Below are 25621 nucleotides of genomic sequence, written 5' to 3' on the forward strand. Positions count from 1 at the left end.
GGCCTGCCTGATTCGCAGCGCCTGTGCCATGAGCAGCCTGGCCGACTCCGACCTGCTCCACGTGTGGGAGACCATGCGGCGGCAGACGCTGCCGCGCCGCGCGGCGGCGCTGCTCGCGGTGGTGGCGCCGGGCATGACGAGCGATCAACTGGCCGGCATGCGCCTCGGTGAACGCGAGCGCCGGCTGCTGGATCTGCATGCGCGCTGCTTCGGCCCTCGCCTCTCCTGCGTCGCGGATTGTCCGCAGTGCGGCGAGACCTTCGAGTTCGAACTCGACGCCCGCGCGCTCTCGGCGGGATGGCCCGACCCGGCCGAAGTCGCGCAGCCGGCATCGATCGAGACGCACGACTATCGCGTCGACATGCATCTGCCGACCGTGGCGGACAGCATCGCGGCCAGTGACGGACACGACGCCGCGCAGGCCTACACGACACTGCTGCAACGCTGCCTCGTCTGCACGACGCCGACGGGCGAGACCGTCGCGCCGGAAGCGCTGCCCCCGGCGCTGCTGCAGGAGGCGGCCGCGCGCATGGAGTCCGCCGACCCTGCCGCGGAGCTCATGATCTCCATGCCCTGCCCCGCATGCGATGCGGTCCTGAACGAACCGCTGGACCTCTGCGCCTTCTGCTGGGCCGAGGTCGAGGCTCGCGCGCCGCGTCTGCTCGCGGAAGTCCATGCGCTCGCCTCGCACTACGGCTGGAGCGAAGCGGACATCCTCGCGATGAGCCGCATCCGCCGTGATGCCTATCTTGGAATGGTGTCGTCGTGACGGGCTACCTCGACCGGCTTGCAGCGCGGCTCGTCGAACCCCGGAGCCACATCCGGCCGCGTCCCCTCTCGCGTTTCGAGGTTGTCGACGCGCCTGCCGCGTTCGTGGATGAAGCCGGCACGTCCGGCGAGGCGGACGCCTTGCCCATGCCATCGAGGCGCGCGCAGACGCCGCTTGCGGCGGAAGACCGGAGCGAAGCCGTCCGGCACTTCGCATCGGACACGCCGCCGCATGTCGAAGCCACGGGGACCACGCCAGACCGGCAGCCCGCTCCCATCACGAAAGTCGTGCCCGCCACGCCTTCCACCCTCGATGCGTCGACTGCCGAAGCAAAGCAGGTTCGCGCGCCGTCACGCCAGGATCGTGTCGTGCCGGCGCCCGAGACTGTCGAGGTGCCGCAGTTGCACTCGTCCGTATCGCATCGCGCCATGTCGGCTGCGGCACCGGCCTCCGTCCCTGCCACGCCGACAGCGAAAGACGCGGCCGTGCCGCCAGCCATCGAAGACCGCATCTCACACTGGCGCGCGCCGGTCGAGCGGCTTGCAGAAGCTGCGATCGACACGCGCACGCCTGCGCAGGCGGCGCAGCCCACGCCCATGCCGCGGCAACGCGACAGGCCGGAAGCCGCCGCGGTCGACGACGGCCCGTCCGTCGTGCAAGTCACGATCGGAAGGCTCGAAGTCCGCGCACCCGAGCCGCCGCGCCAACCTGCCGCGAAGCCGAAGCGCGCCGCGCCGCGAATGAGCCTGCAGGACTACCTGCAGCGCCGCACCGAAGGACGCGCGAGATGAGCAGCGCGCTCGCCATCGCCAGCGTGACCCGAGGCCTGCGTGCGCTGGTCAATCGGGCCTTGCAGGCGCCCTTGCCCGCCAACCTCCCGGCCGACACCGTGCCCACCACGCAGATCCAGGTGACGACGCTGCCGCTGGACAAGGTGCGGACCTTCTCGGCCAACGGCAACCTGCTCAACCTGTACCTCTACAGCACGGTGCCCAACCCGGCGCTCAGCAACGGCCTGCCACCGCGCGGCGGCCCCGCGGGTGGCGAACCGCCGCTCGCGCTCAACCTGCACTACATGCTCACCGCCTTCGGACAGGACGACAACGAGCTCATCGCGCAGCTGCTCCTGGGCCGCGCCATGCTGGCCCTGCACGACAACCCGCTGCTGATGCCGTCCGATCTCGCAGACGCCCTGGGTGCGGCCGACGTACAAGGCCAGATCGAGCGGGTGCGCATCACGCCGCACTCGCTCGGCTTCGAGGAAATGTCGAAGCTCTGGATGGCCTACCAGACGCAGTACCGCCTGTCCGCCGCGTACGAGGCCTCGGTGGTGCTCATCGACAGCGCCAGGCCCGCGAAGGTCGCGCCGCCGGTGCGCAGCGCCAGCATCGTCGTCTCGCCATTTCGCACCCCGTCGATCGAACAGGTGACGCCGCAGGTCGCGGCGCCGGGTGCGACGATGACGCTTGCGGGCTGGAACCTCGGTGCAGCGACGACACAGGTCATCGTGGCCGGGCTCCGGGTGACGCCTTCGACGATCGACGATCGCACCCTCTCCTTCACGCTGCCGGTCGGCGTTCCGGCCGGCGTGAACACCGTGCGTGTGGTGCAGGAAGTGCCGCTGGGCACGCCGCCGGTGGCGCATCCGGGCGTGGGATTCGAGTCGAACGCCGCGGCCTTCATGCTCAGCCCGAGCATCACCACGTCGTCGCCGATCAGCGGCGCGCGTGGCGCGATGCTGCAGTTGTCCGTGGCGCCGGCGGTCGGCCGCGGTCAACGCGTCGTCCTGTTGCTGGACGACCAGCAGGTCGCATCTGCACCGCATGCGCCGGGTGATCCGGACACGAGCGACACGGTCTCGTTCCCGATTCCCTCAGGCTTCGTCGCGCGCAGCTACCTGGCCCGTGTGATGGTCGACGGCGCTTGCAGCGCCCTGGTGACGGACACGGCGCCCGCGAGCCCGACCTTCAACCAGTTCGTGGGCCCGACGGTGACACTGACATGAACGCCGGCGCCACGCCCCTCCAGAGCAACGAGCTTGCACTCGGCGCAGCGCTCGCGTGGCTGCGCGAGCGCCTGCAGCGCCTGGCCGAGCGCCCGGAGCGTTCAGTTCACGGTGACGCGGAAGACATCGTTCCGGTGCCGACGCTCGTCGTCCTGCAGCAACGACTGGGTCTTTCGGACTTCGAGCGCAACGTGCTGCTGCTGTGCGTCGCAGCCGCGCTTGATACGCGCATCGGCGCGCTCTGCGCGCAGGCGCTCGGCGAGGCTTCGCGGCCGAGTCCGAGCTTCGCGCTGGCGATGGTGCTGTTCGACGATCCCGCCTGGGAAGCGCTTTCGCCCCAGCGGCCCTTGCGTTATTGGCATCTGGTCGATGTGCACGCCAGCGGCGCGACGCCACTGACGATGAGCGCCCTCCGGGCGGACGACCGGATCGTCGACTTCGTCAAGGGCCTCAATCGCATGGACGAACGCATCGCGCCCGCGCTGCTGCCCGTGGCCACGGACGACCTTCAGCCGCTGCCGCCTTCGCAGCAGTCGGCGGCGGACACCCTCCTCGCATTCGTCCGCAGGTTCGAAGGCGGCGGGCCCGCGCCCACGCTGCAGCTGACCGGCATCGATTCGACGAGCAAGCAACTGGTGGCGGGCCACGTTGCGGCGAGCGTGGGCTTGCGCCTCGAACGCATCGGACTCGCCGCGTTGCCCACGCAAAGCATCGACCTCGACGCCTGGTGCAGGATCTGGCGGCGCGAATGCCTGCTGATGCCGCTCGCGCTCTACATCGATGCGCACGACGTGGCGCCGGGAGAGTCGTCTGATGCCAGCGCCGCAGTGCTGGGCCACGTGCTCGACCGCCTGCGGGAGCTGGCCTTCGTCGCGACGCGGGACGCACACGCGCTCGGTGCCGGCGGCCGCGAGGGTCTTCTCGTGATGGCGATCGACCGGCCCACCGCCACCGAACAGACGCAGGCCTGGGTCGACCTGCTCGGGCAAGAGCGCGAGGCGCTCGCGTCGCGCCTGGCGAGCCAGTTCAACTTCAACCTGCCGCAGATCGCTTCGATGGCGCGCAGTGCCGGGCTCCGGGATCGAGACGATCCCGGCAACCTCGACGCCAGCGACAACGGCATCGACACGGTGCTCTGGATGGCGTGCCGCCAGGGCGCGCATTCGAAGATGGACCTGCTCTCGCAGCGCATCCAGCCCAAGGTCGGCTGGGACGACATCGTGCTTCCCGAAGATTCGCTGTCGCTGCTGCGCCAGATCGTGGCCCAGGTCGCCTTGCGCCGCAGGGTCTACGGGGATTGGGGCTTCGAGCGCAAGATGAGCCGCGGACTTGGCCTGAGCGCGCTTTTCCACGGCGAGAGCGGCACCGGCAAGACGATGGCGGCGGAGGTGATCGCCAACGCACTGGCCCTGGACCTCTACCGCATCGATCTTTCGGCGGTGATCAGCAAGTACATCGGCGAGACCGAGAAGAACCTGCAACGCATCTTCGATGCCGCGGAGGACGGCGGCGGGATCCTCTTCTTCGACGAGGCCGATGCGCTGTTCGGCAAGCGCAGCGAGGTGCGCGACAGCCATGACCGCTACGCGAACATCGAGACCAACTACCTGCTGCAGCGCATCGAAGCCTTCCGCGGCCTGGCGATCCTGGCGACGAATCTCAAGGGCTCGCTCGACTCGGCCTTCATGCGGCGGCTGCGCTTCGTCGTGCCCTTCACCTATCCCGGTCCGCGCGAGCGTGCGTTGATGTGGCATCGCGCCTTCCCGGCGGACACGCCGACCGAGGGACTCGACCCGGTGCAGCTCGCGCGCCTCGACTGCACCGGCGGAAGCATCCACAGCATCGCGCTGAACGCCGCCTTCCTCGCAGCGCACCGCGGCAGCAGCGTGACGATGGAACTGGTCTACCACGCCGCGCGCAGCGAGCTTCTCAAGCTCGGCCGGCCCATCAACGAAGCGGATTTCCGGCCTGCGGCCACGCAAGGAGCGCACGCATGAAGATCGAACTGCACATCGACCAGCTGGTCATCGATCCGGCCAGCGGCCCCGCGCACGATCGCGACCGGCTGGCGCGCGCGGTGTCGCAGGCGCTGGCGCAGCGCATGGATTCGGCGCAGCGCATCCCGGCCTCGGAGCGGCAGGGCCAGCGCCTCGAACAGCGCATCGCCGCCGCCGTGCATCAAGCCATCCCGGGCGCATCGCGTGGAGGCCGGCCATGAGCAGCTTTCCCGGTTCGCCGCGGCTCGTGAAGGGTGCGATCGTCGGCATCGACCCCTTCAATCCGCTCGCGAGCATCATCACCTTCCAGTACAACCCGGACACCATGACGCGCCAGATCGAGGCGCAGACGACGCGCTCGGACGACGGCGACCGGGGCGAAGCACTGCGCCTGAAGGGCGCACCGGTCGAGACCATTTCGCTCGATGTCGAGATCGATGCCACCGACCAGCTCGAGCAGGCGAACCCGCTGGCCGTGAGTTCCGGCATCTACCCGCAGCTCTCGGCGCTGGAGATGCTGGTCTATCCCAAGAGCAGCCTCGTGATCGCCAACACGATCCTGCTGGCTGTCGGCACGATCGAGATCATTCCGCCGGCCGCCCCCTTCACGCTGTTCATCTGGGGGCCGCAGCGCGTGCTGCCGGTGCGCATCAGCACCTTCTCGATCACCGAGGAGGCCTACGACGTCAATCTCAACCCGACCCGCGCGAGGGTGCAGCTCGGGCTTCGCGTGCTCAGCTACAACGACCTGCCGATCACGCATCCCGGCTATGCGCTTTTCCTCGCGCACCAGGTGGCCAAGGAAACGATGGCCACGCTCAACACGGTCGGCAATGCGTCGGCGTCGGGTTCGCTGTCGTTCAGCGGCGGCGTCAGCACGGGGATGTAGACCATGGCCACCACAAGCCGCTATGCCAGCCTGCCGGTCCTCACGCATGTCGGTGCGGACGGGCGTGTCGTCAGCTACTTCAGCCGGCGCTTCCTGCCGCCGGGCAGCAGCATGCCGCTCGTGATGGGCGTGACGGTGACGCAGAGCGACCGGCTCGACCTGATCGCCGCGCGCACCTTCGGCGACCCGGAGCAGTACTGGCGCATCTGCGATGCCAACGATGCGCTCGACCCCTTCGAACTCACCGCGACGCTCGGCCGCGTGCTGCGCATCGCATCGCCACAGTTCTGAACATGGACTTCCTCGGCATCCACCTGACCTTGCTCATCGGCCCCTCGGTGCCGGTGCCGGCGCCCGTGATGCTGATGGAGGCGCTCGAGGAAGTGGAGGTGCACACCGGCGACGAGCGCTCGGGCTTCCAGATCCGCTTCCAGGTCGGACGCTCGGGGCCCCTCGACCTGCTCGACTATCCCCTGCTTGCGAGTCCCCTGCTGCAAACCTGGAACCGCGTGATCGTGATCGTCACCTTCAACGCCACGCCGCGCGTGCTGATGGACGGCTTCGTGACGCAGCGCGAGTTTTCACCAAGCGACGAGCCGGGCCGCTCGTTCGTGACCCTGACGGGCGATGACGTGAGCGTGAAGCTGGACCTGGAGGAAAAGAGCGCGGAGCACGTGGGCCTTGACGATGGCCTCGTGGCGCTGAAGCTCATCGGCAGCTATGCCGAGTACGGCCTCATTCCGGAATTGATCCCGCCGCCGGTGATCGACCCACCGCTGCCCATCGACCGTGTGCCGGTGCAGATGCGCACCGATCTCGAACACCTGCGCTTCCTGGCGCTGCGCCATGGCTACGTGTTCTACATCGTGCCCGGTCCGGTGCCGATGACCAACACCGCCTATTGGGGACCACGCGTGCGCGCGGGACTCCCGCAGAGCGCGATCACGGTCAACATGGGGCCGAACACCAACGTCTCGGACTTCACCGTCCACAGCAACGGCCTCGGGCCGACGCAGGTGAGCGGCAAGGTGCAGGACCGCCTGACCAACCAGGAGCTGCCGATCCGGCTCTTCGCGAGCTTGCGGCCGCCGCTCGCCGCCTTGCCGGCGTGGCTCATCGACCAGCCGAACGTCCGCACCACCCAGTTCCGCGAGACGGGTATCGACGGGATGCAGGCGTACGGGCGCGCCCAGGCCTTGCTCGAGGATTCGATGGACCTGGTGGTCGCCAACGGCGAGCTCGATGCGCTGCGCTACGGCGACATCCTGCAGCCGCGCGGGATCGTGGGCGTGCGCGGGGCGGGCTACCTGCACGATGGTCTCTGGTACGTGAAGAACGTCAGGCACCGCATCCGCAAGGAAAACTATTCGCAATCGTTCACGCTCGCGCGCGAAGGCTGGGGATCGACTGTCCCGGTGGTGAGGCCATGAATCCTTTTTACGGCAAGTACCGCGGCAAGGTCGAGAACAACGTCGATCCGATGATGCTCGGCCGCGTGCAGGTCAGCGTCGCGGCGGTGCTCGGGGACGGCACGCTGTCATGGGCCCTGCCCTGCGCGCCCTATGGCGGCTCGGGCGTGGGTTTCTTCGCGGTGCCGCCGGTCGGGGCCAACATCTGGGTCGAGTTCGAGGGCGGCAATCCCGAGCAGCCGATCTGGAGCGGCTGCTTCTGGGGCGCCGGCGAGGTGCCCGCGATGCCGGCCGTCGCCGAGATGAAGGTCTTCAAGACCGACTGCATCAGCCTGCAGATGAGCGACCTGCCCGGCGTGGGCGGCTTCATCCTGGAGGTCAGTCCCCCGGCGGTGGCGGTGCCGCTCAAGCTCACGCTCGATGCGAATGGCATCAAGCTCGCGATGGCTGCGTTCAGCATCGCGATCGGGAGCACGGGCGTGTCGATCAACGATGGCGCGCTGGAGGTCATCTGATGCCCGGCTTCGTGCTTGACCAGACTTCGATGGTGACCTGCATGCATGGGGGACAGGCGAAGGCGACCGTGCCCTTCCCGCGCGTCAAGTTGAACAAGCAGGCGGTGGTCACGCAGGCTGCGGCCCACATGGTCTCGGCCTGCGTCTTCAATGTCTCGGGCGCGCCCAGCCCATGCGTGAACGTGATGTGGACCACCGTCGCGACACGCGTCAGGGCCGGCGGCGCGGCGGTGCTGCTGGTGGACAGCCAGGCGCAGTGCGTGCCCAACGGCACCGGTGTACTGGTCGCGCCGTCGCAGATCCGCGTGAGGGGAACGTGATGCAGCTCGGCTATCCCTACGGATTCGACGCGCAGGGCCGGACGGCCCAGGCGTCGGGCGACGACCACATTCGCGATCTCATCGAGCAGGTGCTGTTCACCGCACCAGGCGAGCGCGTGAACCGCCCGACCTTCGGCACGGGACTGGCGCAACTGCTCTTCGCGCCGACGAGCCCCGAACTGGCGACCGCGACCCAGTTCCTCGTGCAGGGTGCCCTGCAGCAGTGGCTGGGCGACCTGATCAAGTTCACCGGCGTGCAGGTCGAGAGCGTGGACAGCACGGTCACCGTCACCGTCCAGTACGTCGTGCTGGCGACGCAGCAGCGCATGTCCGCAGAGTTCACACGCGGAGGTGGATGATGGACCAGACGCTCTGCTGCGACGCCCAGCGACGCATCGACGTTGCGAACTCGACCACGCTCAACGGCATCGACTTCGTCGAGGTGGTGGACGTGGGCGTGCAGTTCCAGCAGGGCCTGCGCGTGCACTTCCTGCGCGCCCCGGCGCCCGCGGGCATCGCGGCGGCCAACGTGCGCATCAGCGGTGGCGAGCGTTTCACCGGCATCGTGGTCGACCAGCCGCCCACCTACGACAACAACGTGCTGGTGCTGCACGTCAACCAGCCCGGCGATTTCTCGACCTACACGCTCCAGCTCGTGCAGCCCGACGGCAGCGGCCTGCCGATGACGGGGATGGACCCGGTGCTGTCGTCCGCGCAGTTCTCGTTCAAGGTGGATTGCCCCTCGCCTTTCGATTGCCAGCCGGCCGCGAGCTGCGCGCCCGCAGTGCCCGTCGTGCCGGAACTGAACTACCTGGCGAAGGACTACGCGGGCTTCCGTCAGCTCATGCTCGACCGCCTCGCCACGCAGGTGCCCGGCTGGCAGGAAAGCCACGTCGCCGACCTGGGCGTGGCACTGGTCGAGATGCTCGCGTACGTCGGCGACTACCTGAGCTACCAGCAGGATGCCGTGGCGACCGAGGCCTACCTCGGCACGGCACGCCTTCGCACCTCGGTGCGGCGACACGCCCGCCTCGTCGACTACTTCATGCAGGAGGGCTGCAGCGCCCGCGCCTGGGTGCAAGTGCAGGTGCAGGCGGACAACGTGACGCTGCCGGCGCACACGCCGATTCTCAGCGGCAAGACGGGCGCCACGCCGGTGGTTGCGAAGACTGCGTACGCCGCTGCGGTGGCAGCCCAGCCGGTCGTGTTCGAGACCCTGCATGCCGCGACGCTCTTCCAGGTCCACCAGCAGATCGGCTTCCACACCTGGGGCGACCGTCGCTGCGCGCTGCCCCGGGGCGCGACACGGGCCACCCTGCGCGGCCGCTTCGTCCAGCTGAAGCCGGGCAACGTGCTGGTGTTCGAGGAAGTGCTCGGGCCCGAGACGGGGCTGCCCGTGGATGCCGACCCGACCCACCGCCAGGCGGTGCGTCTGGTCAGCGTCACGATCGACGACGCCAAGGGCCAGCCGCTGCAGGACCCGCTCTACAAGCAGCTCGTCACGCAGATCGCATGGGCCGAAGAGGACGCGCTCGCCTTTCCGCTGTGCCTGTCCGCGCGCATCCAGAAGAACAGCACGGAAACCGATGTGAGCGACATCAGCGTGGCCCGCGGCAACATCGTGATGGCCGACCATGGGCAGCGCCTCGCGGTGACCGAGGCCATCGGCGAGGTGCCCCGGCCGACGCTCTTTCGCGCGCCGGCAGCGAGCGGCACCATGTGCACCGCATCGCAGCGCGAGCCGGTACCGCCGCGCTTCCGCCCGCGGCTGGCGCAGTCGCCAGTGAGCTGGACGGTGCTCTTCGATCCTGCCGATCTCGGCGCTTCCGCCGCAGCGCTGCAGCAGCCCGATGCATCGGGCGCCGTGCCCGCGATCCAGCTCACCGGCAAGCTCGAAGGCCAGTCGGTCGACTGGTTCGCGCAGCAGGACCTGCTCGGAAGCCACGCGGACGACCCGCACTTCGTCGTCGAGCCCGACGACGCGGGCGCGGCGTGGCTGCGCTTCGGCGATGGCACGCATGGAAGGCGGCCGGCGCCCGGCACGCAGTTCAGCGCCAGCTACCGCACCGGCACGGGCAGCGCCGGCAACGTCGGCGCCGGAACGCTGGTGCGCATCGTGACGGACGACCCGGCCGTCGTCGGTGTCCGCCAGCCGCTTCCGGCCAGCGGCGGCGCCGAACCCGAAAGCATCGCCTCGGTGCGCGCCAAGGCGCCCTACGCGCTTCGCACGCAGCAGCGCGCGGTCACGACCGACGACTACGCGCGCCTCGCCACCCAACTCCCCGGCGTGCAGAGCGCAGCCGCCACCATGCGGTGGACCGGGAGCTGGCGCAGTGTCTTCGTCACGGTCGATCCCTTTGGCGGCGGCTCGCTGGACGCGGCGGCGGAGGCGCGCCTTGCGCAGTCGCTCGACAGCCTGCGCATGGCCGGCCACGACCTGGAGATCGAGGCGCCGATCGCGGTGCCGCTGGAGATCGCGATGCAGGTCACGGCGAAGCCGGAGTACTTCGGCGCCGAGGTCGCGCAGGCACTGTCGCAGGTGTTCAACAGCCGCATGCGGCCCGATGGCCGGCTCGGTCTCTTCCACCCCGACAACTTCCGTATCGGGCAGGACGTGTATACGAGCCCGCTGTATGCGGCGGCGATGGCGATCGATGGCGTGGCCTCGGTGCAGATCACCACCTTCCAGCGGCGCGGCGAACCGGGCCGCGCGGCGCTCGATGCGGGCGTGCTGCCGATCGGGCGGCTCGAAGTGGCGCGCCTGGACAACAACCCGGACTTTCCGGAACGCGGCGTCTTCAGCTTCGTCGTGAGGGGTGGGAAATGAGCTCAACCTCTGCTTCGGATCCGCTCGACACCTGCGGCGCCTGCGCCGGCGTTTCGCCACAGACGCCGGGGATCGTGACGAACCGCGCGGGCCTGTCGTCCATCAGCTATCGCGTTGGCACGCAGCCTCTTTTCAAGGAGAGCATGCAGGCGCGCCTCGGCACGCTGCCCGAACTGCGCACGCGCGACCCCGGCGACTTCACCCTCGGCCTGATCGACGCCTGGGCCAGCGTGGCGGACGTGCTCGGCTTCTATCAGGAGCGCATCGCCAACGAATCCTTCCTGCGCACCGCCACCGAACGCCGATCGCTCGCGGGACTTGCGGAACTGGTCGGCTATGTGCCGCAACCCGGCGTGGCCGCGAGCACCTGGCTCGCCTTCACGATGATGCAGGCGCCCGGAACGCCCGGTTCGCCCTCGACATCGGTCGACATTCCCGCAGGCACGCGCGTGCAGAGCATCCCGCTGCCCGGCGGCCTGCCGCAGACATTCGAGACGATCGAGACGGTTCCGGCGAGGGTCGAGTGGAACGCCTTCCGTCCGAGCCTGAGCGTGACGCAGACGGTCGATGCCGACACCACGGATGTTCTGCTGAGCGGCGTCTCGACGGGCCTCAAGCCGGGTGACAGCGTGGTCGTGGCACCGAGCGAGCCGGGCAGCCGCCCGGTGCTGCGCACGGTGTCCGGCGTGACGCCGATGGCGGCCGAGCAACAGACCCGCATCACGCTGCGCCCGGCGATCTCGGGGGCCCCGGTGCCGGCACCCGCGCCGCCTCCGCCGCACAGGCTGCGTCCTCTCATCGCCCTCGAGTCGCTGCGGGTCGACACGGTGCCGCTCCACATCGCCAGCACCTTCGCAGCCCCACGCAACTGGTCCTTCGTGACGCAGCAGGTGCTGGCCTCCAAGGCACCTTTCATTGCGCGCGCGGACGACCTGCACATCCTGGGCTGGCGCCTTGGACTGAAGCTCACCCATCTGTTCAGGACGCTCGCCGCGTGGACTCCTCCGGTTGCGCCGAGCGTCTACGCGCTGCGCACGAAGGCTTCGCTCTTCGGCTACAACGCGCCCGATCCGCGCAGCCTGCCGGCCACCACCACGACCGCGTACAAGGACGACATCAGCACAGGTGGCGACTGGCAGCCGCCCGCCGACGCGCTGGTCCCGCTGCTCGACGCGATCTACCCGCGCATCGCGCCGGGCGGCGACGCCGCCCCCAGTTTTGCCGCGCTGAGATGGAGCGACAGCCAGGGCGACCACTGGGTCGTCGCGAACGTCGACGGCGTGGCCGAACACGGCATCGCGAAATACACGATGAGCGGCAAGGTCACTCAGCTGCGGCTGTCGGTGGTCGGCCAGAGCGACAGCGGGCCGGTGTCGCTCACCTACCCGAACTTCAGCAGCTACCGCGGCGCCGCCTTGCAGGCGGAGAGCGAGGCCCTGCCGCTCGCGCGCCTGCCGAACGACGACCCGCTGCCGGCCGGCAGCCAGATCGATCTCGACACCTGGGTCGACGGGCTCTACGCCGGCCAGCGGCTGATCGTCACGGGCGAACTCGCCGACTCGCCCGGCAACCACGCGAGCGAGATGGTGCAGATCCAGTCGGTCGAGCATGCGATCGGCGCCGATGGCGGCACGACCCTGACGCTGGTCAGCGCATTGACGCAGGCCTATGTGCGAAAGACCGTCACGATCAACGGCAACGTGACGGCCGCCACCCACGGCAGCACGGTGAGCGAGGTGCTCGGCAGCGGCAATGCGAGCGTGCCGTCGCAACGCTTCACGCTGCGGCAAGCGCCGCTCACCTACGTCAGCGCGGCGACGCCGAGCGGCGTTGCATCGACCCTCGCGTTGCGCGTGAACGGCGTGCGATGGAGCGAGGTCCACGACTTCTACGGCCGTGGCCCCGGGGACCGCGTCTACGTCGCCCGCCTCAACGACGACGGCAGCACCAGCCTGGGTTTCGGCGACGGCGTCAACGGCGCGCGGCCGGCGACCGGCACCGAGAACATCGTCGCCAGCTACCGCAAGGGCATCGGCGCGGTCGGCAATGTCGCGGCGGGCCAGCTCACGCTGCTGCAGACACGGCCGCTCGGCGTTCAGGGCGTCATCAATCCGACGCCGGCCACGGGCGGCACCGACGCCGAGACGGCCGACGACATCCGCACGAACGCCGCGCTGGGCCTGAGCACGCTCGGGCGCATCGTCTCGCTGCAAGACTACGAGGACTTCGCCCGCGCATTCGGCGGCATTGCCAAGGCGCTCGCCACCTGGACCTGGCATGGGCAGACACGCGGCGTCTTCCTCACGGTCGCCGGCATCGACGGCGCGGAGGTGGAATCGGATGGCGCCGTGTTCGGCCACCTGCTCAGCGCGATCGGCGATTCGGCGGAGCCGGGAGTGCCGGTGAGGCTCTGCAGCTACCGGCGCGGCGCCTTCACCTTCAGCGCGAACCTCATGGTCGATCCGGCCCGGGACATGGATGCCGTGCTGGCCGCCGCACAGCAGGCCGCGCGCGATGCGTTCTCCTTTGCCCGGCGCAGCTTCGGCCAGGCCGTGACGCGCAGCGAGATCATCGCGCTGCTGCAGGGCGTTCCGGGCGTGGTGGCAGTGCAGGTCTCCGCGCTGCGGCGCACCGACACGGCCCTCTTCGTGGCGGCCGCGCGGCTTGCGGTGCTGCGCGAGAACGCGCAGATCGATGCGGCCTTGCCCCAGGTGGGCGCCGATGCGAGCGTCCTCGCCGCCGAATTGCTGACGCTGGATCCGAGACCGCTGGACCTGGTCGCCACCTGGGCGGAGGCACCCCCATGACACTCGACGGCGCTGCCCTGCTTCAACTGCTGCCTGCGATCTACAGGCTGCGCGATGCCGACCAGGGCGGCACGCTCGCGCGGCTGCTCGACGTGCTGGCCGAGCAGGTGCAGGTGCTGCAGGAAGACCTGGCCCAGCTCTACGACGACCAGTTCATCGAGACCTGCGCCGACTGGGTCGTGCCCTACATCGGCGATCTGATCGGCTACCGGCAGCTCAACGGCGTGACCGCGACCGTCAGCAGCCCGCGCGCCGAGGTGGCCAACACCATCAACCTGCGGCGCGGCAAGGGCACGATCACCGTGCTCGAGCGGCTGGCGCGCGACGTCACGGGCTGGGACGCCCATGTCGTCGAGTACTTTCTCGGGCTCGCGGTCACCCAGTGCGTGAAGCACGTGCGCCCCGGCGCCGGCGGCACGGTCGACATGCGGCGCCAGCCGGTCCTTGCGCGCATCGGCTCGCCCTTCGACAGCGCGGCCCGCACGGCCGAGATGCGCGGGCTCGGTTGTGGCGGACGCTGGAACCTGCCGAACGTCGGCATCCACCTGTGGACCCAGAAAAGCGCCGGCCTGTCGCAGGCCACGGCCTTCGCGCTGGACGACCTGCGCTTCTTCTTCGATCCGCTCGGCGCCGACACGCAGCTGTTCAACCGTCCGCTGCCCTTGCCGCCGGACGCACCGCTGGCGCGCGAATCGAACTTGCCGGTGCCGATCAGCCGCCGCGCCCTGGCGGCCAGCTTTACGAGCTTCTACGGACCGGACCTTTCGCTGTTCATCGGTGGTCTCCCCGCGGCCACGGTGCTGCTGTCCGCTGATCTGTCGGACCTCGATGCGGCGGGAACGAAGTGGGCCCACGTTCCCGCGCCCGGGAGCGTGCTGATCGATCCGCAGCGCGGGCGCATCGCATTCGCCACGGCACCGCCGAAGCCGCTGCAGGTGTGGTTCCATCGCGCCAGCGAATCCGACATCGGCGGCGGCGAGTACGAGCGGCTGTCGACCCTTTCGCTCGGCCTTCAACCCGTGATCGAGGTGAAGTCCGCGAGCGGGAGCGTGCAGACGGCGATTACGGCGGTTGCGGCTGGCGGTGCGGTGCAGTTTCCGGGCAGCGCGACCTGGGTCGAGACGCCTTCCGTGACGCTCGCGGCCAATGCCGACGTCGAGCTGCGTGCCGCGGACCAGACACGACCCGTGCTGCAACTGGCGGGCGAGCTGAAGATCAGCGGCGCGACCGGTTCCGAACTGACGCTCAACGGGCTGGTCATCAGCGGCGGTGCGCTGCATCTCGCGGCCACCGCCAGCGGACAGGGGATCGACACCCTGCGGCTGGTGCATTGCACCCTGGTTCCCGGGTCGACGCTCAAGAGCGACGGCAGCGCCGCGCATCCCGGCGCGGCGAGCCTGATCGTCGAGACGAAGGGCACGCGGGTCGAGCTGGACCATTGCGTGGTGGGCGCGCTGCGCATCGGCGCGGAGTGCAGCGTGACTTTGACGAACTGCATCGTCGACGCCGGCGATCCGGCCGCGGTGGCCTATGCGGCCGTCGACGGCGACGCGGCGGGCGGCGCGCTCCAGGCCACCAACTGCACGCTCGTCGGCCGCATCCACAGCGCGGCGATCAGCGCGGCATCGAACTGCATCTTTCATGCACGCGCGAGCCTGTCCGGCGGCGGCACGCCATGGCCGGCACCGGTGTGGTCCGAGCGGCGGCAGGAGGGTTGCCTGCGCTTCTCGTACCTGCCGCTCGAATCGCTCGTGCCCCGCCGCTACCGCTGCCAGCCCGCGGCGGCGGCGGATGCGAGCCGCGTCGCGCCGCTCTTCGATTCGCTGCGCTACGGCGACGCTTCGTATTGCCAACTCGCCCGACGCTCGGCGAACGAGATCCGCACGGGCGCGGACGACGGCGCCGAGATGGGCGTCCATCACGAACAGATGGCCCAGCAGCGCGAGAGCAACCTGCGCCTGCGCCTGGCGGAGTACCTGCGCGTCGGACTCGACGGCGGCCTGCTCTTCGCCGACTGAGCCAAGAGGAGGAACGACATGAAAGCCGACTTCAGCCGCAACACCTTCGATCCGCGCAAGCACTACAGCGCCGTGCTGCAGCAGCAGGGCCGGGTGCAGGTCGACGCCGATTGGAACGAGCAGCAGCTCATCCACGCGCACCGCAGCGAACGCGTCGGCATCGACGTGGTCGGCCCGAGCGGCGCACCGCAGGCCAATCCGGGCTTCGGCTTGGGCTTCACCGCCGACGGCAGCGACCTGACGATCACCTCGGGCCGCTACTACGTGGACGGCATCCCCTGCGAGATCGAGCCGGGCGAGAGCCTCGTCTTCAGCAGCACCGGCGACAGCAAGGCCCAGGTGGCCCTGCCGCGGTCGGACCTCGCCGACTTCCGCGTCGGCCAGTGGGTGCTGCTGAACGTCACGTCGGACGCGTCGCAGATACTGCGCATCACCGCAGTGGCCGTCTCCGACGGGGCGCTCACGCTGACGCTGGGCGCCGCGATCACCCGGCCGCCGACACCGGCCACCGGCGCCTTCAACGGCGTGCTTCGCCGGATCACGACCTACCTCACGCAAGCCGACTTTCCGGGCCCCGACTTCGCGACGGTCGCGGCCGGCGCCAACCCGGCGGTGCTCGCGCTGCCCAAGGGGCTCTACGTCGCCTACCTCGATGTCTGGCACCGCCTGGTCAGCGCGCTCGACGATCCGGCCGTCCGCGAGAGCGCGCTCGGCGGCCCCGACACGGCCGTGCGCGCGAAGACCATCTGCCAGCTGAAGCTCCTCGCCGTCACGCCGCCCCAGGCCGATGCGCCGGCCTGTGGAACGGCTTTCCCCGAATGGGACGCCTTGACCGGCGGCAGCAGTGGCGCGCTCTCCGCCCGCGCCGCACCTTCGCTGGGGCAGACCGGCCCTTGCCTGATCCCGCCCGGAGGCGGCTATCGCGGACTCGACAACCAGCTCTACCGGGTCGAGATCCATGGCGCCGGCACCGACGGCAACGCGACCTTCAAATGGTCGCGCGACAACGGCAGCGTGGTCACGCACATCCGGTCGTTCAACGGCAGCACGCTGACCGTCGACAGCACCGGCCCCGACGACGCCCTGGGGCTGGCGAACGGCCAGTGGGTCGAGATCATCGGCGACGCCGACGAATTGCATGGCAGGCCCGGGCAGCTGATCCAGATCGCAACGGTGCAGCCCGCCACCTCGACGTTGACCTTTGCCGCGTCGCCGACGCCGATCGATCCGTCGCTGAATCCGAAGATGCGGCGCTGGGACGGCGGCGCCACCGTGGTGCCGGCCGGCGGTGGCGGCTGGCTGGAGCTCGAACAGGGGGTGCAGGTGCAGTTCACCGCGGGCCAGTACGCCACAGGCGACTACTGGCTCATCCCCGCGCGTTCGGGCGCCACGGCCAGCGTCGAGTGGAACCACGCCGCCCCGCAGCCGCCGGGCGGCGTCGTGCATCACTTCGCCCGCATCGGGCTGCTGCGCTGGAGCGGCGCCGTGGCCGGGAGCCTCATCACGGATTGCCGCCGCAACTTCGCGCCGCTGACCCATGTGCCTCCCGCGCTTCACGTCACCGGGATCAGCTGGCAGAACGACGATGTGCTGTCGCTCTCGCAGTTCGTGGCCGGCCTGTCGATCTCGATGGACGGGGCGCCGATCGGGCAGTACAGCGTCAACCTCGACCCGGGCACGGGCACACCGGTGCCGACCAGCGTGGCGCTGATGACCGCTTCCGACAATTCGATGGTCGTCACCGTCGAGATTCCGACACCGGTGCCGAACCAGCCCGCCAATGCGCAACCCCCATTGACGATGCCGGTGCCGGTGGTGCTGTCCGGCAACCCGATCAGCTGGCAGCCCAAGACCAACACCCTTGTTTGGGTTCCCAGTCCCGCGGCCCAGAGCGTGGTCAACGCACTGAGCGGCGGGCAGGCGCGCGTGCGCGTGCGGATGAAGGGCAACTTCATCTGGGGCGACCTCGGCCAGGAACGGCTTTACCTCGATGGCGAAGTCCGCGGCCAGCCGGGGCTGAGCGCCTCGCGCACCAACAGCCTGCGCACCGACCTGAGCTTTCCTTCCGGCTGCGGCCGACGCTACAGCGACTTCGAGAGCTGGTTCACCCTGCAGCTGGCCGCCACGCCGGTCTCGCTGCGCAGCTTCGGGCTGAACGCCACGGTGCTGCTCGGCGACGGCGCCGTGACCGGGCAGGTCGTGCTCGCCAGCGTCGCGCAGTCGCCGGTGACGGTCACGCTGGCGGCCAGCAGCGCCCCGTCCATCCCGGTCGTGCTGAACGGCGGCAATCCGCTCACGATTCCCGCCGGGCAGACCAGCGCGAGCTTCACGATCACGGTGTCCGCACCGACGTTGAGCAGCGTGGTGAACGTAGCGGCCAGCGTGCCGGCCATCCCGAATTCGCAGTTGACGACCTCGCTCACGACGAACTTCACCGTCGTGGTCCTGGCCGTCGCCGTGTCTCCGCCGACCGCGCTGCTGCTCGCCGGCACCTCGCAGCAGTTCACGGCCAGCGTCAGCAGCAGCGGGGTTGCCATCCCGGGCGGCGTCGACACCGGGGTGACCTGGAGCTGCAATGGCGGCTCCATCAGCGCCTCGGGCAACTACGTGGCGCCGGGCGCGGCCGGCGTGTTCAACGTGGTCGCGACGAGCATCGCCGACCCGCGGCGCACCGCCCAGGCCGCGGTGACGGTGCGGGTCAAGGGGAAAGACAAGGACAAGGACAAGGAGGCCTCCGCCGACAAGGCGGTGCGCATCGACAAGGTGGCGCTCGCCGAGAAGGTCCGGGATGTGGTGCTGAGCCCGGCGGTGGCCGGCCCGGTGATCGCGGGCCCCGCGGTGATCTCTTCGCCGGTCATCCTGCAGCGCTCCTTCATCGCACCCGCGCAGCGGCCCGACGTCGGGCCTACGGCTGCACCCGCAGCGCCCACCGACCCGGGCAAGAGCAACGGTGGCTGAGCGGCCGCTGCTGGTGCTCGCGGATGCGCAGGATGTCGCGGCGCAGGCCTTCGTCATGCGCCACCACAAGGATGGCGCTCGGCTGCTGAAGCCGTCGGATCTCTCGTTGGCGGGCTGGTGTCATCGCGTCGGAGACCCGGCCGCTTCAGTCGCCGTCGTGGACGGGCTCGCCCTCCCCGCTTCGATGATTCGCGGCGTGGTCACCCGGCTCTCCGCCGTCGCGCCGACGCAGTTGCCCCACGTGGCCGAGGCCGATCGCGGCTACGTGGCCAGCGAGATGACCGCGTTCCTCGGCGCCTGGCTGTCGGCGCTGGCGTGTCCGGTCGTGAACCGCCCTCGCGTTCCCTCGCTCTCGGGGCCGGCGTGGTGCCAGCAACAGTGGACGAAACGCGCACTCGACCTGGACGTGCCCGCGGTTCCGGTGCGGCGCGAGTTGCGCGCGGGCTCGACCATGCCCACGCAGCACACCGTGCCGGCGGGCTGCGTTCGCTTCGACGTCATCGGCCCGACGATCCTCGGCGATGGGCATCCGCGACTGCGATCGCATGCGCGGCGGCTGGCCGACAGCGCAGGCATGGCGCTGCTCGGCGTGTACTTCGACGCGGACGACCGCGACGCATGCTTCGTCGGTGCCGACCCCTGGCCCGATCTCTCCGACGAGGCGATCGGCAACGCCTTGATGGAATGTCTGCCATGAGCGAGCACCGCGCGACGGGCCCCGTGCTGCTCTGGGGATCGCCCCTCGATCTTCCGATCGCCGCCGTCTGCACCGCGCTGAGCCGGCTCGGGACGCCGATGTTCCTCGTCGACCAGACGCGCTCCGGAGAGACCTCGATCGGCATCGAACTGGACGGTGCCCTCTCCGGCTGGGTCCAGGTCGGCGACCAGCGCTGCGAACTGCACCGCATCCGCTCGGCCTATGCGAGGCCGCAGGACTCGGTGCGCACCGAGCACGCTGCCGCCATCGACGAGGCCCTGGCCTGCTGGCTCGAGCTGACCCCGGCACGCGTGGTCAACCGGCTGTCCGCGATGGGCTCGAACAGTTCCAAGCCCTACCAGGCGGCGCTGATCGCGCAAGCCGGCTTCGCGGTGCCCGACACGCTCGTGACGAACGACGCCGGCCTGCTTCGCCAGTTCTGGAAGCGGCATGGCAGCGTCATCTACAAGTCCTGCAGCGGCGTGCGCAGCATCGTCTCGCGCCTGTCGGCAGAAGACGTCGACCGGCTGGCGCGCCTGTCCACTTGCCCCACCCAGTTCCAGGAATACGTCCCCGGCACCGACTACCGCGTGCACGTGATCGGCAACGAAGTCCACGGCCACGCGATCGAATCGGAGGCCGACGACTACCGCTATGCCGGCGCAGCCGGTGTTCGATTGCGTCCCTGGCCGGTGCCCGATGACCTCGCGGCCCGCTTGCGTGCGCTCGCCGCTTCGCTGGGGCTCGTGATGGCCGGGATCGACCTGCGACGCAAGCCGCGCGGCGACTGGGTCTGCTTCGAGGTCAACCCCTCGCCGGGTTTCACCTTCTACGACGACGAGGACGATGAGCCCCTTGCGCGCGCCACGGCGCGCTTGCTCAGCGAGGCTTGAGGGGCCCGACCGACGAGCCCGTGGACACCGCGCGCACCTGGCTCGCCGCTACAGCCGCTACAAATACAGCGCCACCACCTCGACCACCGAGCCCTTCGACATCACCGGTATCGCCAGCAATGCCCAGGCGCCGATCGATGCAGCCGCGGCAGCCGGCGCTCCCGACTCATCGGCGGGCCAGTCATTGATCACGGGCGTCCCGCGGGTCCACGCCTTGACGATCGATCCGCTCGGCGTCGACAGGGGCAGCGTGGCCTCGATTCGCGACGCCCCGCCGTGCAACTCGCTGAATGCGAAGACCCGCCGCAGTCGGGCCTCGGGCTCGTCCAATGTCCATTGCTCGATGCGCCCTGCCAGTGGCAGGTCGGCAGCGGCGAGGAAGGTCACGACATGGCGCTCGCCCTGCTGCGACGCGAACGGAATGGCCAGGCCGCGCTGCAGACCGGCTGCAGCGGCCTGTCGAGTGCGTACGAAGCGCCCCGGCGAGGCCGGCAGATCATCCAGAAAGACGGCATGGCCGCTCAGCCACGCCTGGCCCGGCAGGCCCGCACCACGCTGGAGCTGGGTCTGGCGCGATATCGTCTCGAAGGTCTGGGCTTGCCCGAACGCACCATCGACGAGGGTCATTTCGCCGCGACCTGCAGCGTCGTCGCGCCACAGCTCGAGTGCGCCACGGCCCTTGGCCTCATGACCGCAGAAGATCACGAGCACCGAAATGAGGCGGTCATCCACAAAGGTCGGCAGCGCAATGGCGCAGGTGAAACCGGCCGCCTTGGCCGCGGCGTTGCGACGGAAGAACGAGCCTTCGAACTGCGGCAGGAGGATGGGCCTGCGCTCCTCCCAGGCCCGCCCGGGCAGTCCCTCGCCGCGGCCGAAGCACAACTCCCGGCTGATGGCCGCGAATCGCCTGGCAGTCCCGAACGCCCCACCGCCAAACTCGAGCAGCGAACCGTCGTGGCTCGGAATCCAGAGTTCGGCTGCCTTGATGAAAGTGGCGGTCATGATCCCTTTCGGCGTGCAAATTGCTCATGCAAGTTGCAGGCCAGATGGATCAGTTCTCGCGCTGGTCGTCCGTTCCTCAAGCCAGCTTGAAAGGCAACTCCCGCACCGGCTTCCCGGTGATCGCCGCCACCGCATTCGCAAACGCCGGCGCAAGCGGCGGCAACCCCGGCTCGCCCATGCCGGTGGGCGCGTCGGCGCTCGGCACGATGTGGACGGCGATCTGCGGCATATCGGTGATTCGCGGCACGACGAAATCGCCGAAGTTGCTCTGTTGCACCACGCCGTCCTTCAGCGTGATCGCCGCGCCGGGCAGGCACATCGACAGGCCCATCGCCGCACCGCCCTGCACTTGCGCCTCCACGCTCTTCGGATTGACCGCGAGATTGCAGTGCACGCCCGCCGTCACGCTGTGCAGGATCGGCGTGCCGTCCTTCACCGAGGCTTCGACCACATAGGCCACCACCGAGTTGAAGGATTCGTGCACCGCCACGCCCCAGGCACGGCCCGCGTCGAGCTTCTTCTTGCCGTAGCCGGATTGGTCCACCGCGAGTTGCAGTGCCGCCTTGTGGCGCGGGTGCTGGTCGCCGATGAGCTTCATGCGGTAGGCGACCGGGTCCTGCTTCGTGGTGCGGGCGATCTCGTCGAGCAGCGTTTCCATGACGAACCCGGTGTGGGTCGAGCCCACGCTGCGCCACCAGAGCACCGGCACGTTGAGCTTCGGGTGATGCACCGTGAGCCGCATCGGCAGGTCGTACGGCTCCTTCATGCCCTCGACGGCGGTGGCGTCGATGCCGTCCTTGACCATCATCGGCTCGAACATGCTGCCCATCAGCAGCGACTGGCCGACGATGACGTGGTCCCAGCCGGAGACCTTGCCCTGCGCGTCGAAGCCGATCTTCGCGGTGTGCAGATGCATCGGTCGGTAGTAGCCGCCCTTGATGTCGTCCTCGCGGCTCCACAGCGTGCGGATCGGCGCCTTGATGCCCGCGGCCTGCGCGGCCTTGACGACGCTGCAGGCCTCGGCCACGAAGTCGCTGGTCAAGAGGCCGCGACGGCCGAAGCCGCCACCCGCCATCTGCACGTTGACCTTGACGTTCTCGGGCGGCACGCCCAGCACCTTCGCGGCGGCCATGCCGTCGATGCCCGGCATCTGCGTGCCGGTCCACACCTCGGCCTTGCCGCCGGCCAGGCTGACGGTGCAGTTCAGCGGCTCCATCGGCGCATGCGCGAGGTAGGGGAAGACGAACTCGGCCTCGATCTTGTGCGGGGCTCCTGCGAGCTTCGAGACGTCGGCGTCGTACTTGCGATTCCCTGGCTTCGTCGCGAGCTCGCGGTATTGCGCGAGCTGCTTCTCGCTGTCGACCTTCTCGACGCTGCTGTTGTCCCATTCGATCTTGAGCGCATCGCGGCCCTGCTTGGCCGGCCAGTAGCCGTCGGCGACCACGGCCACGCCTTCGGCGCCGCGGTCCAGCGATACACGCAGCACGGCCTTGACACCCTTGATCGCCTTCGCGGCGCTGTCGTCCACCGACTTGAGCCTGGCGCCGAATACCGGCGGATGCGACACGACGGCGGTCAGCATGCCGGGCAGGCGCATGTCGATGCCGTAGTCCTGGTGGCCGCTGGACTTGGCCTGCGCGTCGAGCCGCCCGGTGGGTTTGCCGATCAGGCGGAAGTCCTTCGGATCCTTGAGCTTGACGGTCTCGGGCACCGGCAGCTTCATCGCCGCTTCGGCCAGCTCGCCGTAGCCGAGTTGCTTGCCGCCGGGGCCGATGACGACGCCGTTGCGCGTCTGCAGCGTCGCGGCATCCACCTTCCATTGCGCCGCTGCCGCGCTGACCAGCATGGCGCGGGTACGCGCGCCGAGTTCGCGGTATTGCGTGTACGAGTTCTTGATCGAACCCGAGCCGCCCGTGATGTGCATGCCGAAGGCGGGGTCGACATAGGCCGGATCGTTGGTGCCGTGGACGCTCTTGACCTTCGACCAGTCGGCGTCGAGTTCTTCCGCCAGGATCATCGGCAATCCGGTCTGCACGCCCTGCCCGAAGTCGAGCCGGTTGATGGTGATGGTGGTGGTGCCGTCGCGGTCGATGCGCACGAAGGCCGCCGGCTGCTGCAGCGGCTTCAGGGCTGCCGGCCTGGCGGCCGCTGCGCTCGTGTCCTGCGCGAGCGCGGCCATCGGGAAGACGCCAAGCGCGAAGCCACTCACCGCCGTGAGCTTCAGGAAGCTGCGGCGCGGCAGGCCGGGTTCGGTGGTGTCCCCGTCTCGCGCCATCAGCGCGCGGAGGTTGGCGGGCAGCTCGAAGGTGGCTTGATCGAAGTGCATGGTGATCTCCTTCTTCAAGCCAGTGCCTTGGCGGCGTCGGCGACCGCGGCGCGGATGCGCGCGTAGGTGCCGCAGCGGCAGATGTTGCCGGCCATGGCCGAATCGATCTCGGCTTCGCTGGGCAGCTTGCCGGGCGTGACGGTCTTCAGGAAGGCGGTGGCCGACATGATCTGGCCGCTCTGGCAGTAGCCGCACTGCGCCACGTCATGCTTGACCCAGGCGTCGTGCACCGCCTTGCCGACCTTGTCGCCGCCAGCGGTGACCGCTTCGATGGTGGTGATCTTCTGGCCCGCAGCGGCGGAGATCGGCGTCACGCACGAGCGGATCGCCTGGCCGTTGAGGTGCACGGTGCAGGCGCCGCACAGCGCCGCGCCGCAGCCGAACTTGGTGCCGGTCATGCCCAGCGTGTCGCGCAGGGCCCAGAGGATGGGGGTCGAAGGGTCGGCGTCGACCTGCCGGTCCTTGCCGTTGATGTTCAGGGTGGTCATGGTGGGGCTTTCTCTTCTTCGGTGAATATTAGTTCGGCCAAACAATAGACCTGTGCCAGGATCAGGTCAAGTGGTTCAGGCCTTGATGCCGTCCCAGCAGAGCCCGAAGGCCATCGCCAGGTTCTCGTCCGTGCGGGCCAGCGCGCCGGAGCGAAGCAGGTTGGCGGTCTCGCGCACCGAGCCGCCGAAGCTGTTGATCAGCAGCACCGTGGGCACGTCCTTCAGGATCTGCTGCGCCTTGGCCGACTCGATCAGGTCGACCCAGCCCTTGATCAGCCGGGCGGAGAGATTGCGGCTCTCTTCGCTGAACCAGGGCGAGTTGTAGTACTGCTCCAGGAAGACGACCTGCGCATAGTGCGTCAGGCGGTGATCGAGCCAGTTCATCCACATGCGCTGGAAGCGGCTGCGAAACGGCGCCTTCGGGTCATCGCCGTGCATGAGGCTGGCGGCGGTCGTCGTCTTGGCCTGCTCGTAGAGCGCGACCATCAACTCTTCCTTCGACTTGAAGTAGACGTACAGCGTGCCCGTGGCCAGGCCCGCCTCGCGCGCGATGGCCGCCATGGTCAAGCCGCTCAGGCCGGTCTGTTCGACCAGCGCAAACGTGGCTTCTGCGATGGCGCGGAGCTTTTCGTCGTCCTTGGGTTTCACGATGGGGGATCTTAGCGCCTTCTCGCCCTTTGGCGAACAAATATTCGCTCAATACCCAGCAATCAACCCGCGCAATTCACCGGGCCGGCGGCTGCGCCGTCACGTCCGCCCGAGGATCGCAGGCAACTCCGGCACCAATGCCTCGGGTGCCCGCGCCAGCGCCTGCTCCAGCGTCGAGAGCACCGCCGCGGCAATCGCCTTGTGCGTGCCCGCGTCCGTGGCCATGGTGTTGTAGTAGTCCAGGTCCTTGCGCGCATTGGCGACGGAGAAGCGCAGCCCGGACACATCGCCGCTCAGCAGGAAAGGCTTGAGCCGCTCCAGCGCGATGCCGCCGCCGCCGCCCTTCGCGAGCACGTCGACGAAGGCCGCGGGCGCAACGCCGTTGCGCTGCGCGCAGGCCGCGGCTTCCGACAGCAGCGTGACCATGCCGAGCGACACATAGTTGTGCAGCAGCTTCATGCTGTGGCCGGCGCCGACCGGGCCCACGTGCGTGATGTTCTCGGCGAAGCATTTCAGAAGCGGCAGGCATTCCTCCAGCAGCGCCGCGTCGCCGCCGACCAGCAGGTTCAGCCGGCCCTCGGCGGCTTCCTTGGGCGTGCGCGTCATGGGGCTGTCCAGAAAGCGGCCTCCGGCCGCTTCGACCGCGTCTGCCACGCGCGCGGTGGACGACGGGATCGCGGTCGAGCAATCGATCACCACGGCACCGGGCCTCAGCCCTTCGAGAATCCCGTCCGCGCCCTGCAGCACCGCTTCCACCTGCGGCGAGCCGGTGAGCACGAGGATGATCGCGTCGGACTGCGCCGCCAGCGCCTTCAGGCTGGTGAAGGTGGTGGCGCCCGCGGCCTTGAGATCGTCCAGCGGCTGGTTGCCCGGGTGCTCGAACACGCCGAGTTGGAAGTCGCGCTTGACGATGTTGCTTGCGATGCCGTGGCCCATCATGCCGATGCCCACCATGCCGATGTTCTTCATTGGTTCACCTTTTTAGGATCGTTGTCGTTTTCCAGCGTGCAGGTATTGTCGATCGACAGGCTGCCGGATGACGGACGGCCGGAA

Annotated in this window: 22 protein-coding genes; 17 read left to right on the forward strand and 5 right to left on the reverse strand. The window is 69.2% G+C overall.

Annotated features, from left to right (window positions below; translation table 11 throughout):
- The first annotated feature begins 28 nt into the window (after positions 1–28).
- Genes BLW05_RS25460 through BLW05_RS25540 form a run of 17 tightly spaced genes read left to right on the forward strand, consistent with a single transcriptional unit; the run spans position 29 to position 20104 of the window.
- Positions 29–769, forward strand: a complete 741-nt coding sequence (locus tag BLW05_RS25460; protein WP_093166362.1) for a hypothetical protein — start codon at positions 29–31, stop codon at positions 767–769.
- A complete protein-coding gene (locus BLW05_RS25465; protein ID WP_093166363.1) occupies positions 766–1560 on the forward strand; it encodes a hypothetical protein in 795 nt (264 codons plus the stop codon). The genes BLW05_RS25460 and BLW05_RS25465 overlap by 4 nt, the downstream gene beginning before the upstream one ends.
- The gene (locus BLW05_RS25470) at positions 1557–2774 is read left to right on the forward strand and encodes a Pvc16 family protein (protein ID WP_093166364.1); all 1218 of its coding nucleotides are present in this window, start codon (positions 1557–1559) and stop codon (positions 2772–2774) included. Before BLW05_RS25465 ends, BLW05_RS25470 begins: the two co-directional genes overlap by 4 nt.
- Positions 2771–4771 carry an ATP-binding protein gene (locus BLW05_RS25475; protein ID WP_093166365.1) on the forward strand — a complete coding sequence of 667 codons (2001 nt, stop codon included), beginning with the start codon at positions 2771–2773 and terminating at the stop codon, positions 4769–4771. The genes BLW05_RS25470 and BLW05_RS25475 overlap by 4 nt, the downstream gene beginning before the upstream one ends.
- Positions 4768–4992: a hypothetical protein gene (locus BLW05_RS36070; protein ID WP_093166366.1), complete on the forward strand. Its 225-nt coding sequence runs from the start codon at positions 4768–4770 to the stop codon at positions 4990–4992. The genes BLW05_RS25475 and BLW05_RS36070 overlap by 4 nt, the downstream gene beginning before the upstream one ends.
- A complete protein-coding gene (locus tag BLW05_RS25485) occupies positions 4989–5660 on the forward strand; it encodes a hypothetical protein (RefSeq protein ID WP_093166367.1) in 672 nt (223 codons plus the stop codon). Before BLW05_RS36070 ends, BLW05_RS25485 begins: the two co-directional genes overlap by 4 nt.
- 3 nt (positions 5661–5663) lie before the next feature.
- The gene (locus BLW05_RS25490) at positions 5664–5951 is read left to right on the forward strand and encodes a LysM peptidoglycan-binding domain-containing protein (protein WP_093166368.1); all 288 of its coding nucleotides are present in this window, start codon (positions 5664–5666) and stop codon (positions 5949–5951) included.
- Positions 5952–5953: 2 nt separating this feature from the next.
- A complete protein-coding gene (locus BLW05_RS25495) occupies positions 5954–7090 on the forward strand; it encodes a hypothetical protein (RefSeq protein WP_093166369.1) in 1137 nt (378 codons plus the stop codon).
- Positions 7087–7584, forward strand: a complete 498-nt coding sequence (locus tag BLW05_RS25500; RefSeq protein WP_093166370.1) for a phage baseplate assembly protein V — start codon at positions 7087–7089, stop codon at positions 7582–7584. Before BLW05_RS25495 ends, BLW05_RS25500 begins: the two co-directional genes overlap by 4 nt.
- Entirely contained in the window at positions 7584–7904 is a 321-nt protein-coding gene (locus tag BLW05_RS25505) for a hypothetical protein (RefSeq protein WP_093166371.1), read from the forward strand. The genes BLW05_RS25500 and BLW05_RS25505 overlap by 1 nt, the downstream gene beginning before the upstream one ends.
- Positions 7904–8263 carry a GPW/gp25 family protein gene (locus BLW05_RS25510; RefSeq protein ID WP_093166372.1) on the forward strand — a complete coding sequence of 120 codons (360 nt, stop codon included), beginning with the start codon at positions 7904–7906 and terminating at the stop codon, positions 8261–8263. Before BLW05_RS25505 ends, BLW05_RS25510 begins: the two co-directional genes overlap by 1 nt.
- Complete coding sequence (locus BLW05_RS25515) at positions 8263–10731, forward strand: putative baseplate assembly protein (RefSeq protein ID WP_256330490.1); 2469 nt, start codon at positions 8263–8265, stop codon at positions 10729–10731. Before BLW05_RS25510 ends, BLW05_RS25515 begins: the two co-directional genes overlap by 1 nt.
- Positions 10728–13538, forward strand: a complete 2811-nt coding sequence (locus BLW05_RS25520) for a putative baseplate assembly protein (RefSeq protein WP_093166374.1) — start codon at positions 10728–10730, stop codon at positions 13536–13538. The genes BLW05_RS25515 and BLW05_RS25520 overlap by 4 nt, the downstream gene beginning before the upstream one ends.
- A complete protein-coding gene (locus tag BLW05_RS25525) occupies positions 13535–15556 on the forward strand; it encodes a hypothetical protein (protein WP_093166375.1) in 2022 nt (673 codons plus the stop codon). Before BLW05_RS25520 ends, BLW05_RS25525 begins: the two co-directional genes overlap by 4 nt.
- Positions 15557–15574: 18 nt before the next feature.
- The gene (locus tag BLW05_RS25530; protein ID WP_093166376.1) at positions 15575–18514 is read left to right on the forward strand and encodes a DUF6519 domain-containing protein; all 2940 of its coding nucleotides are present in this window, start codon (positions 15575–15577) and stop codon (positions 18512–18514) included.
- A complete protein-coding gene (locus tag BLW05_RS25535; protein ID WP_093166377.1) occupies positions 18507–19211 on the forward strand; it encodes a hypothetical protein in 705 nt (234 codons plus the stop codon). Before BLW05_RS25530 ends, BLW05_RS25535 begins: the two co-directional genes overlap by 8 nt.
- Positions 19208–20104: an ATP-grasp domain-containing protein gene (locus BLW05_RS25540; RefSeq protein WP_093166378.1), complete on the forward strand. Its 897-nt coding sequence runs from the start codon at positions 19208–19210 to the stop codon at positions 20102–20104. Before BLW05_RS25535 ends, BLW05_RS25540 begins: the two co-directional genes overlap by 4 nt.
- Before the next feature lie 57 nt (positions 20105–20161).
- Here the strand turns inward: BLW05_RS25540 and BLW05_RS25545 are convergent, their stop codons facing one another.
- The 5 genes from BLW05_RS25545 to BLW05_RS25565 form a co-directional block, all read right to left on the reverse strand.
- Positions 20162–21106: a GAF domain-containing protein gene (locus tag BLW05_RS25545; RefSeq protein WP_093166379.1), complete on the reverse strand. Its 945-nt coding sequence runs from the start codon at positions 21104–21106 to the stop codon at positions 20162–20164.
- A 76-nt stretch (positions 21107–21182) separates the two neighbouring features.
- A complete protein-coding gene (locus BLW05_RS25550; protein ID WP_093166467.1) occupies positions 21183–23432 on the reverse strand; it encodes a xanthine dehydrogenase family protein molybdopterin-binding subunit in 2250 nt (749 codons plus the stop codon).
- Between the two features lie 14 nt (positions 23433–23446).
- Complete coding sequence (locus BLW05_RS25555; protein WP_093166380.1) at positions 23447–23920, reverse strand: (2Fe-2S)-binding protein; 474 nt, start codon at positions 23918–23920, stop codon at positions 23447–23449.
- 75 nt (positions 23921–23995) lie between these two features.
- Positions 23996–24568, reverse strand: coding sequence for a TetR/AcrR family transcriptional regulator (locus BLW05_RS25560; protein ID WP_093166381.1), 573 nt, complete (start codon positions 24566–24568; stop codon positions 23996–23998).
- Positions 24569–24667: 99 nt separating this feature from the next.
- Positions 24668–25537 (reverse strand): NAD(P)-dependent oxidoreductase, encoded by an 870-nt coding sequence (locus BLW05_RS25565; RefSeq protein WP_093166382.1) that lies wholly within the window; start codon positions 25535–25537, stop codon positions 24668–24670.
- Positions 25538–25621: the final 84 nt, after the last annotated feature.

Origin of the sequence: Variovorax sp. YR216, from assembly GCF_900107745.1 — a bacterium.
In the GTDB taxonomy this organism is placed as follows: domain Bacteria; phylum Pseudomonadota; class Gammaproteobacteria; order Burkholderiales; family Burkholderiaceae_C; genus Variovorax.

Coding starts and splice junctions, on each gene's coding strand:
- BLW05_RS25460 (WP_093166362.1), top strand. CDS start 29: ATGAGCAGCCTGGCCGACTCCGACCTGCTCCACGTGTGGGAGACCATG.
- BLW05_RS25470 (WP_093166364.1), top strand. CDS start 1,557: ATGAGCAGCGCGCTCGCCATCGCCAGCGTGACCCGAGGCCTGCGTGCG.
- BLW05_RS25475 (WP_093166365.1), top strand. CDS start 2,771: ATGAACGCCGGCGCCACGCCCCTCCAGAGCAACGAGCTTGCACTCGGC.
- BLW05_RS36070 (WP_093166366.1), top strand. CDS start 4,768: ATGAAGATCGAACTGCACATCGACCAGCTGGTCATCGATCCGGCCAGC.
- BLW05_RS25485 (WP_093166367.1), top strand. CDS start 4,989: ATGAGCAGCTTTCCCGGTTCGCCGCGGCTCGTGAAGGGTGCGATCGTC.
- BLW05_RS25490 (WP_093166368.1), top strand. CDS start 5,664: ATGGCCACCACAAGCCGCTATGCCAGCCTGCCGGTCCTCACGCATGTC.
- BLW05_RS25495 (WP_093166369.1), top strand. CDS start 5,954: ATGGACTTCCTCGGCATCCACCTGACCTTGCTCATCGGCCCCTCGGTG.
- BLW05_RS25500 (WP_093166370.1), top strand. CDS start 7,087: ATGAATCCTTTTTACGGCAAGTACCGCGGCAAGGTCGAGAACAACGTC.
- BLW05_RS25505 (WP_093166371.1), top strand. CDS start 7,584: ATGCCCGGCTTCGTGCTTGACCAGACTTCGATGGTGACCTGCATGCAT.
- BLW05_RS25510 (WP_093166372.1), top strand. CDS start 7,904: ATGCAGCTCGGCTATCCCTACGGATTCGACGCGCAGGGCCGGACGGCC.
- BLW05_RS25515 (WP_256330490.1), top strand. CDS start 8,263: ATGGACCAGACGCTCTGCTGCGACGCCCAGCGACGCATCGACGTTGCG.
- BLW05_RS25520 (WP_093166374.1), top strand. CDS start 10,728: ATGAGCTCAACCTCTGCTTCGGATCCGCTCGACACCTGCGGCGCCTGC.
- BLW05_RS25525 (WP_093166375.1), top strand. CDS start 13,535: ATGACACTCGACGGCGCTGCCCTGCTTCAACTGCTGCCTGCGATCTAC.
- BLW05_RS25530 (WP_093166376.1), top strand. CDS start 15,575: ATGAAAGCCGACTTCAGCCGCAACACCTTCGATCCGCGCAAGCACTAC.
- BLW05_RS25540 (WP_093166378.1), top strand. CDS start 19,208: ATGAGCGAGCACCGCGCGACGGGCCCCGTGCTGCTCTGGGGATCGCCC.
- BLW05_RS25545 (WP_093166379.1), bottom strand. CDS start 21,106: ATGACCGCCACTTTCATCAAGGCAGCCGAACTCTGGATTCCGAGCCAC.
- BLW05_RS25550 (WP_093166467.1), bottom strand. CDS start 23,432: ATGCACTTCGATCAAGCCACCTTCGAGCTGCCCGCCAACCTCCGCGCG.
- BLW05_RS25555 (WP_093166380.1), bottom strand. CDS start 23,920: ATGACCACCCTGAACATCAACGGCAAGGACCGGCAGGTCGACGCCGAC.
- BLW05_RS25565 (WP_093166382.1), bottom strand. CDS start 25,537: ATGAAGAACATCGGCATGGTGGGCATCGGCATGATGGGCCACGGCATC.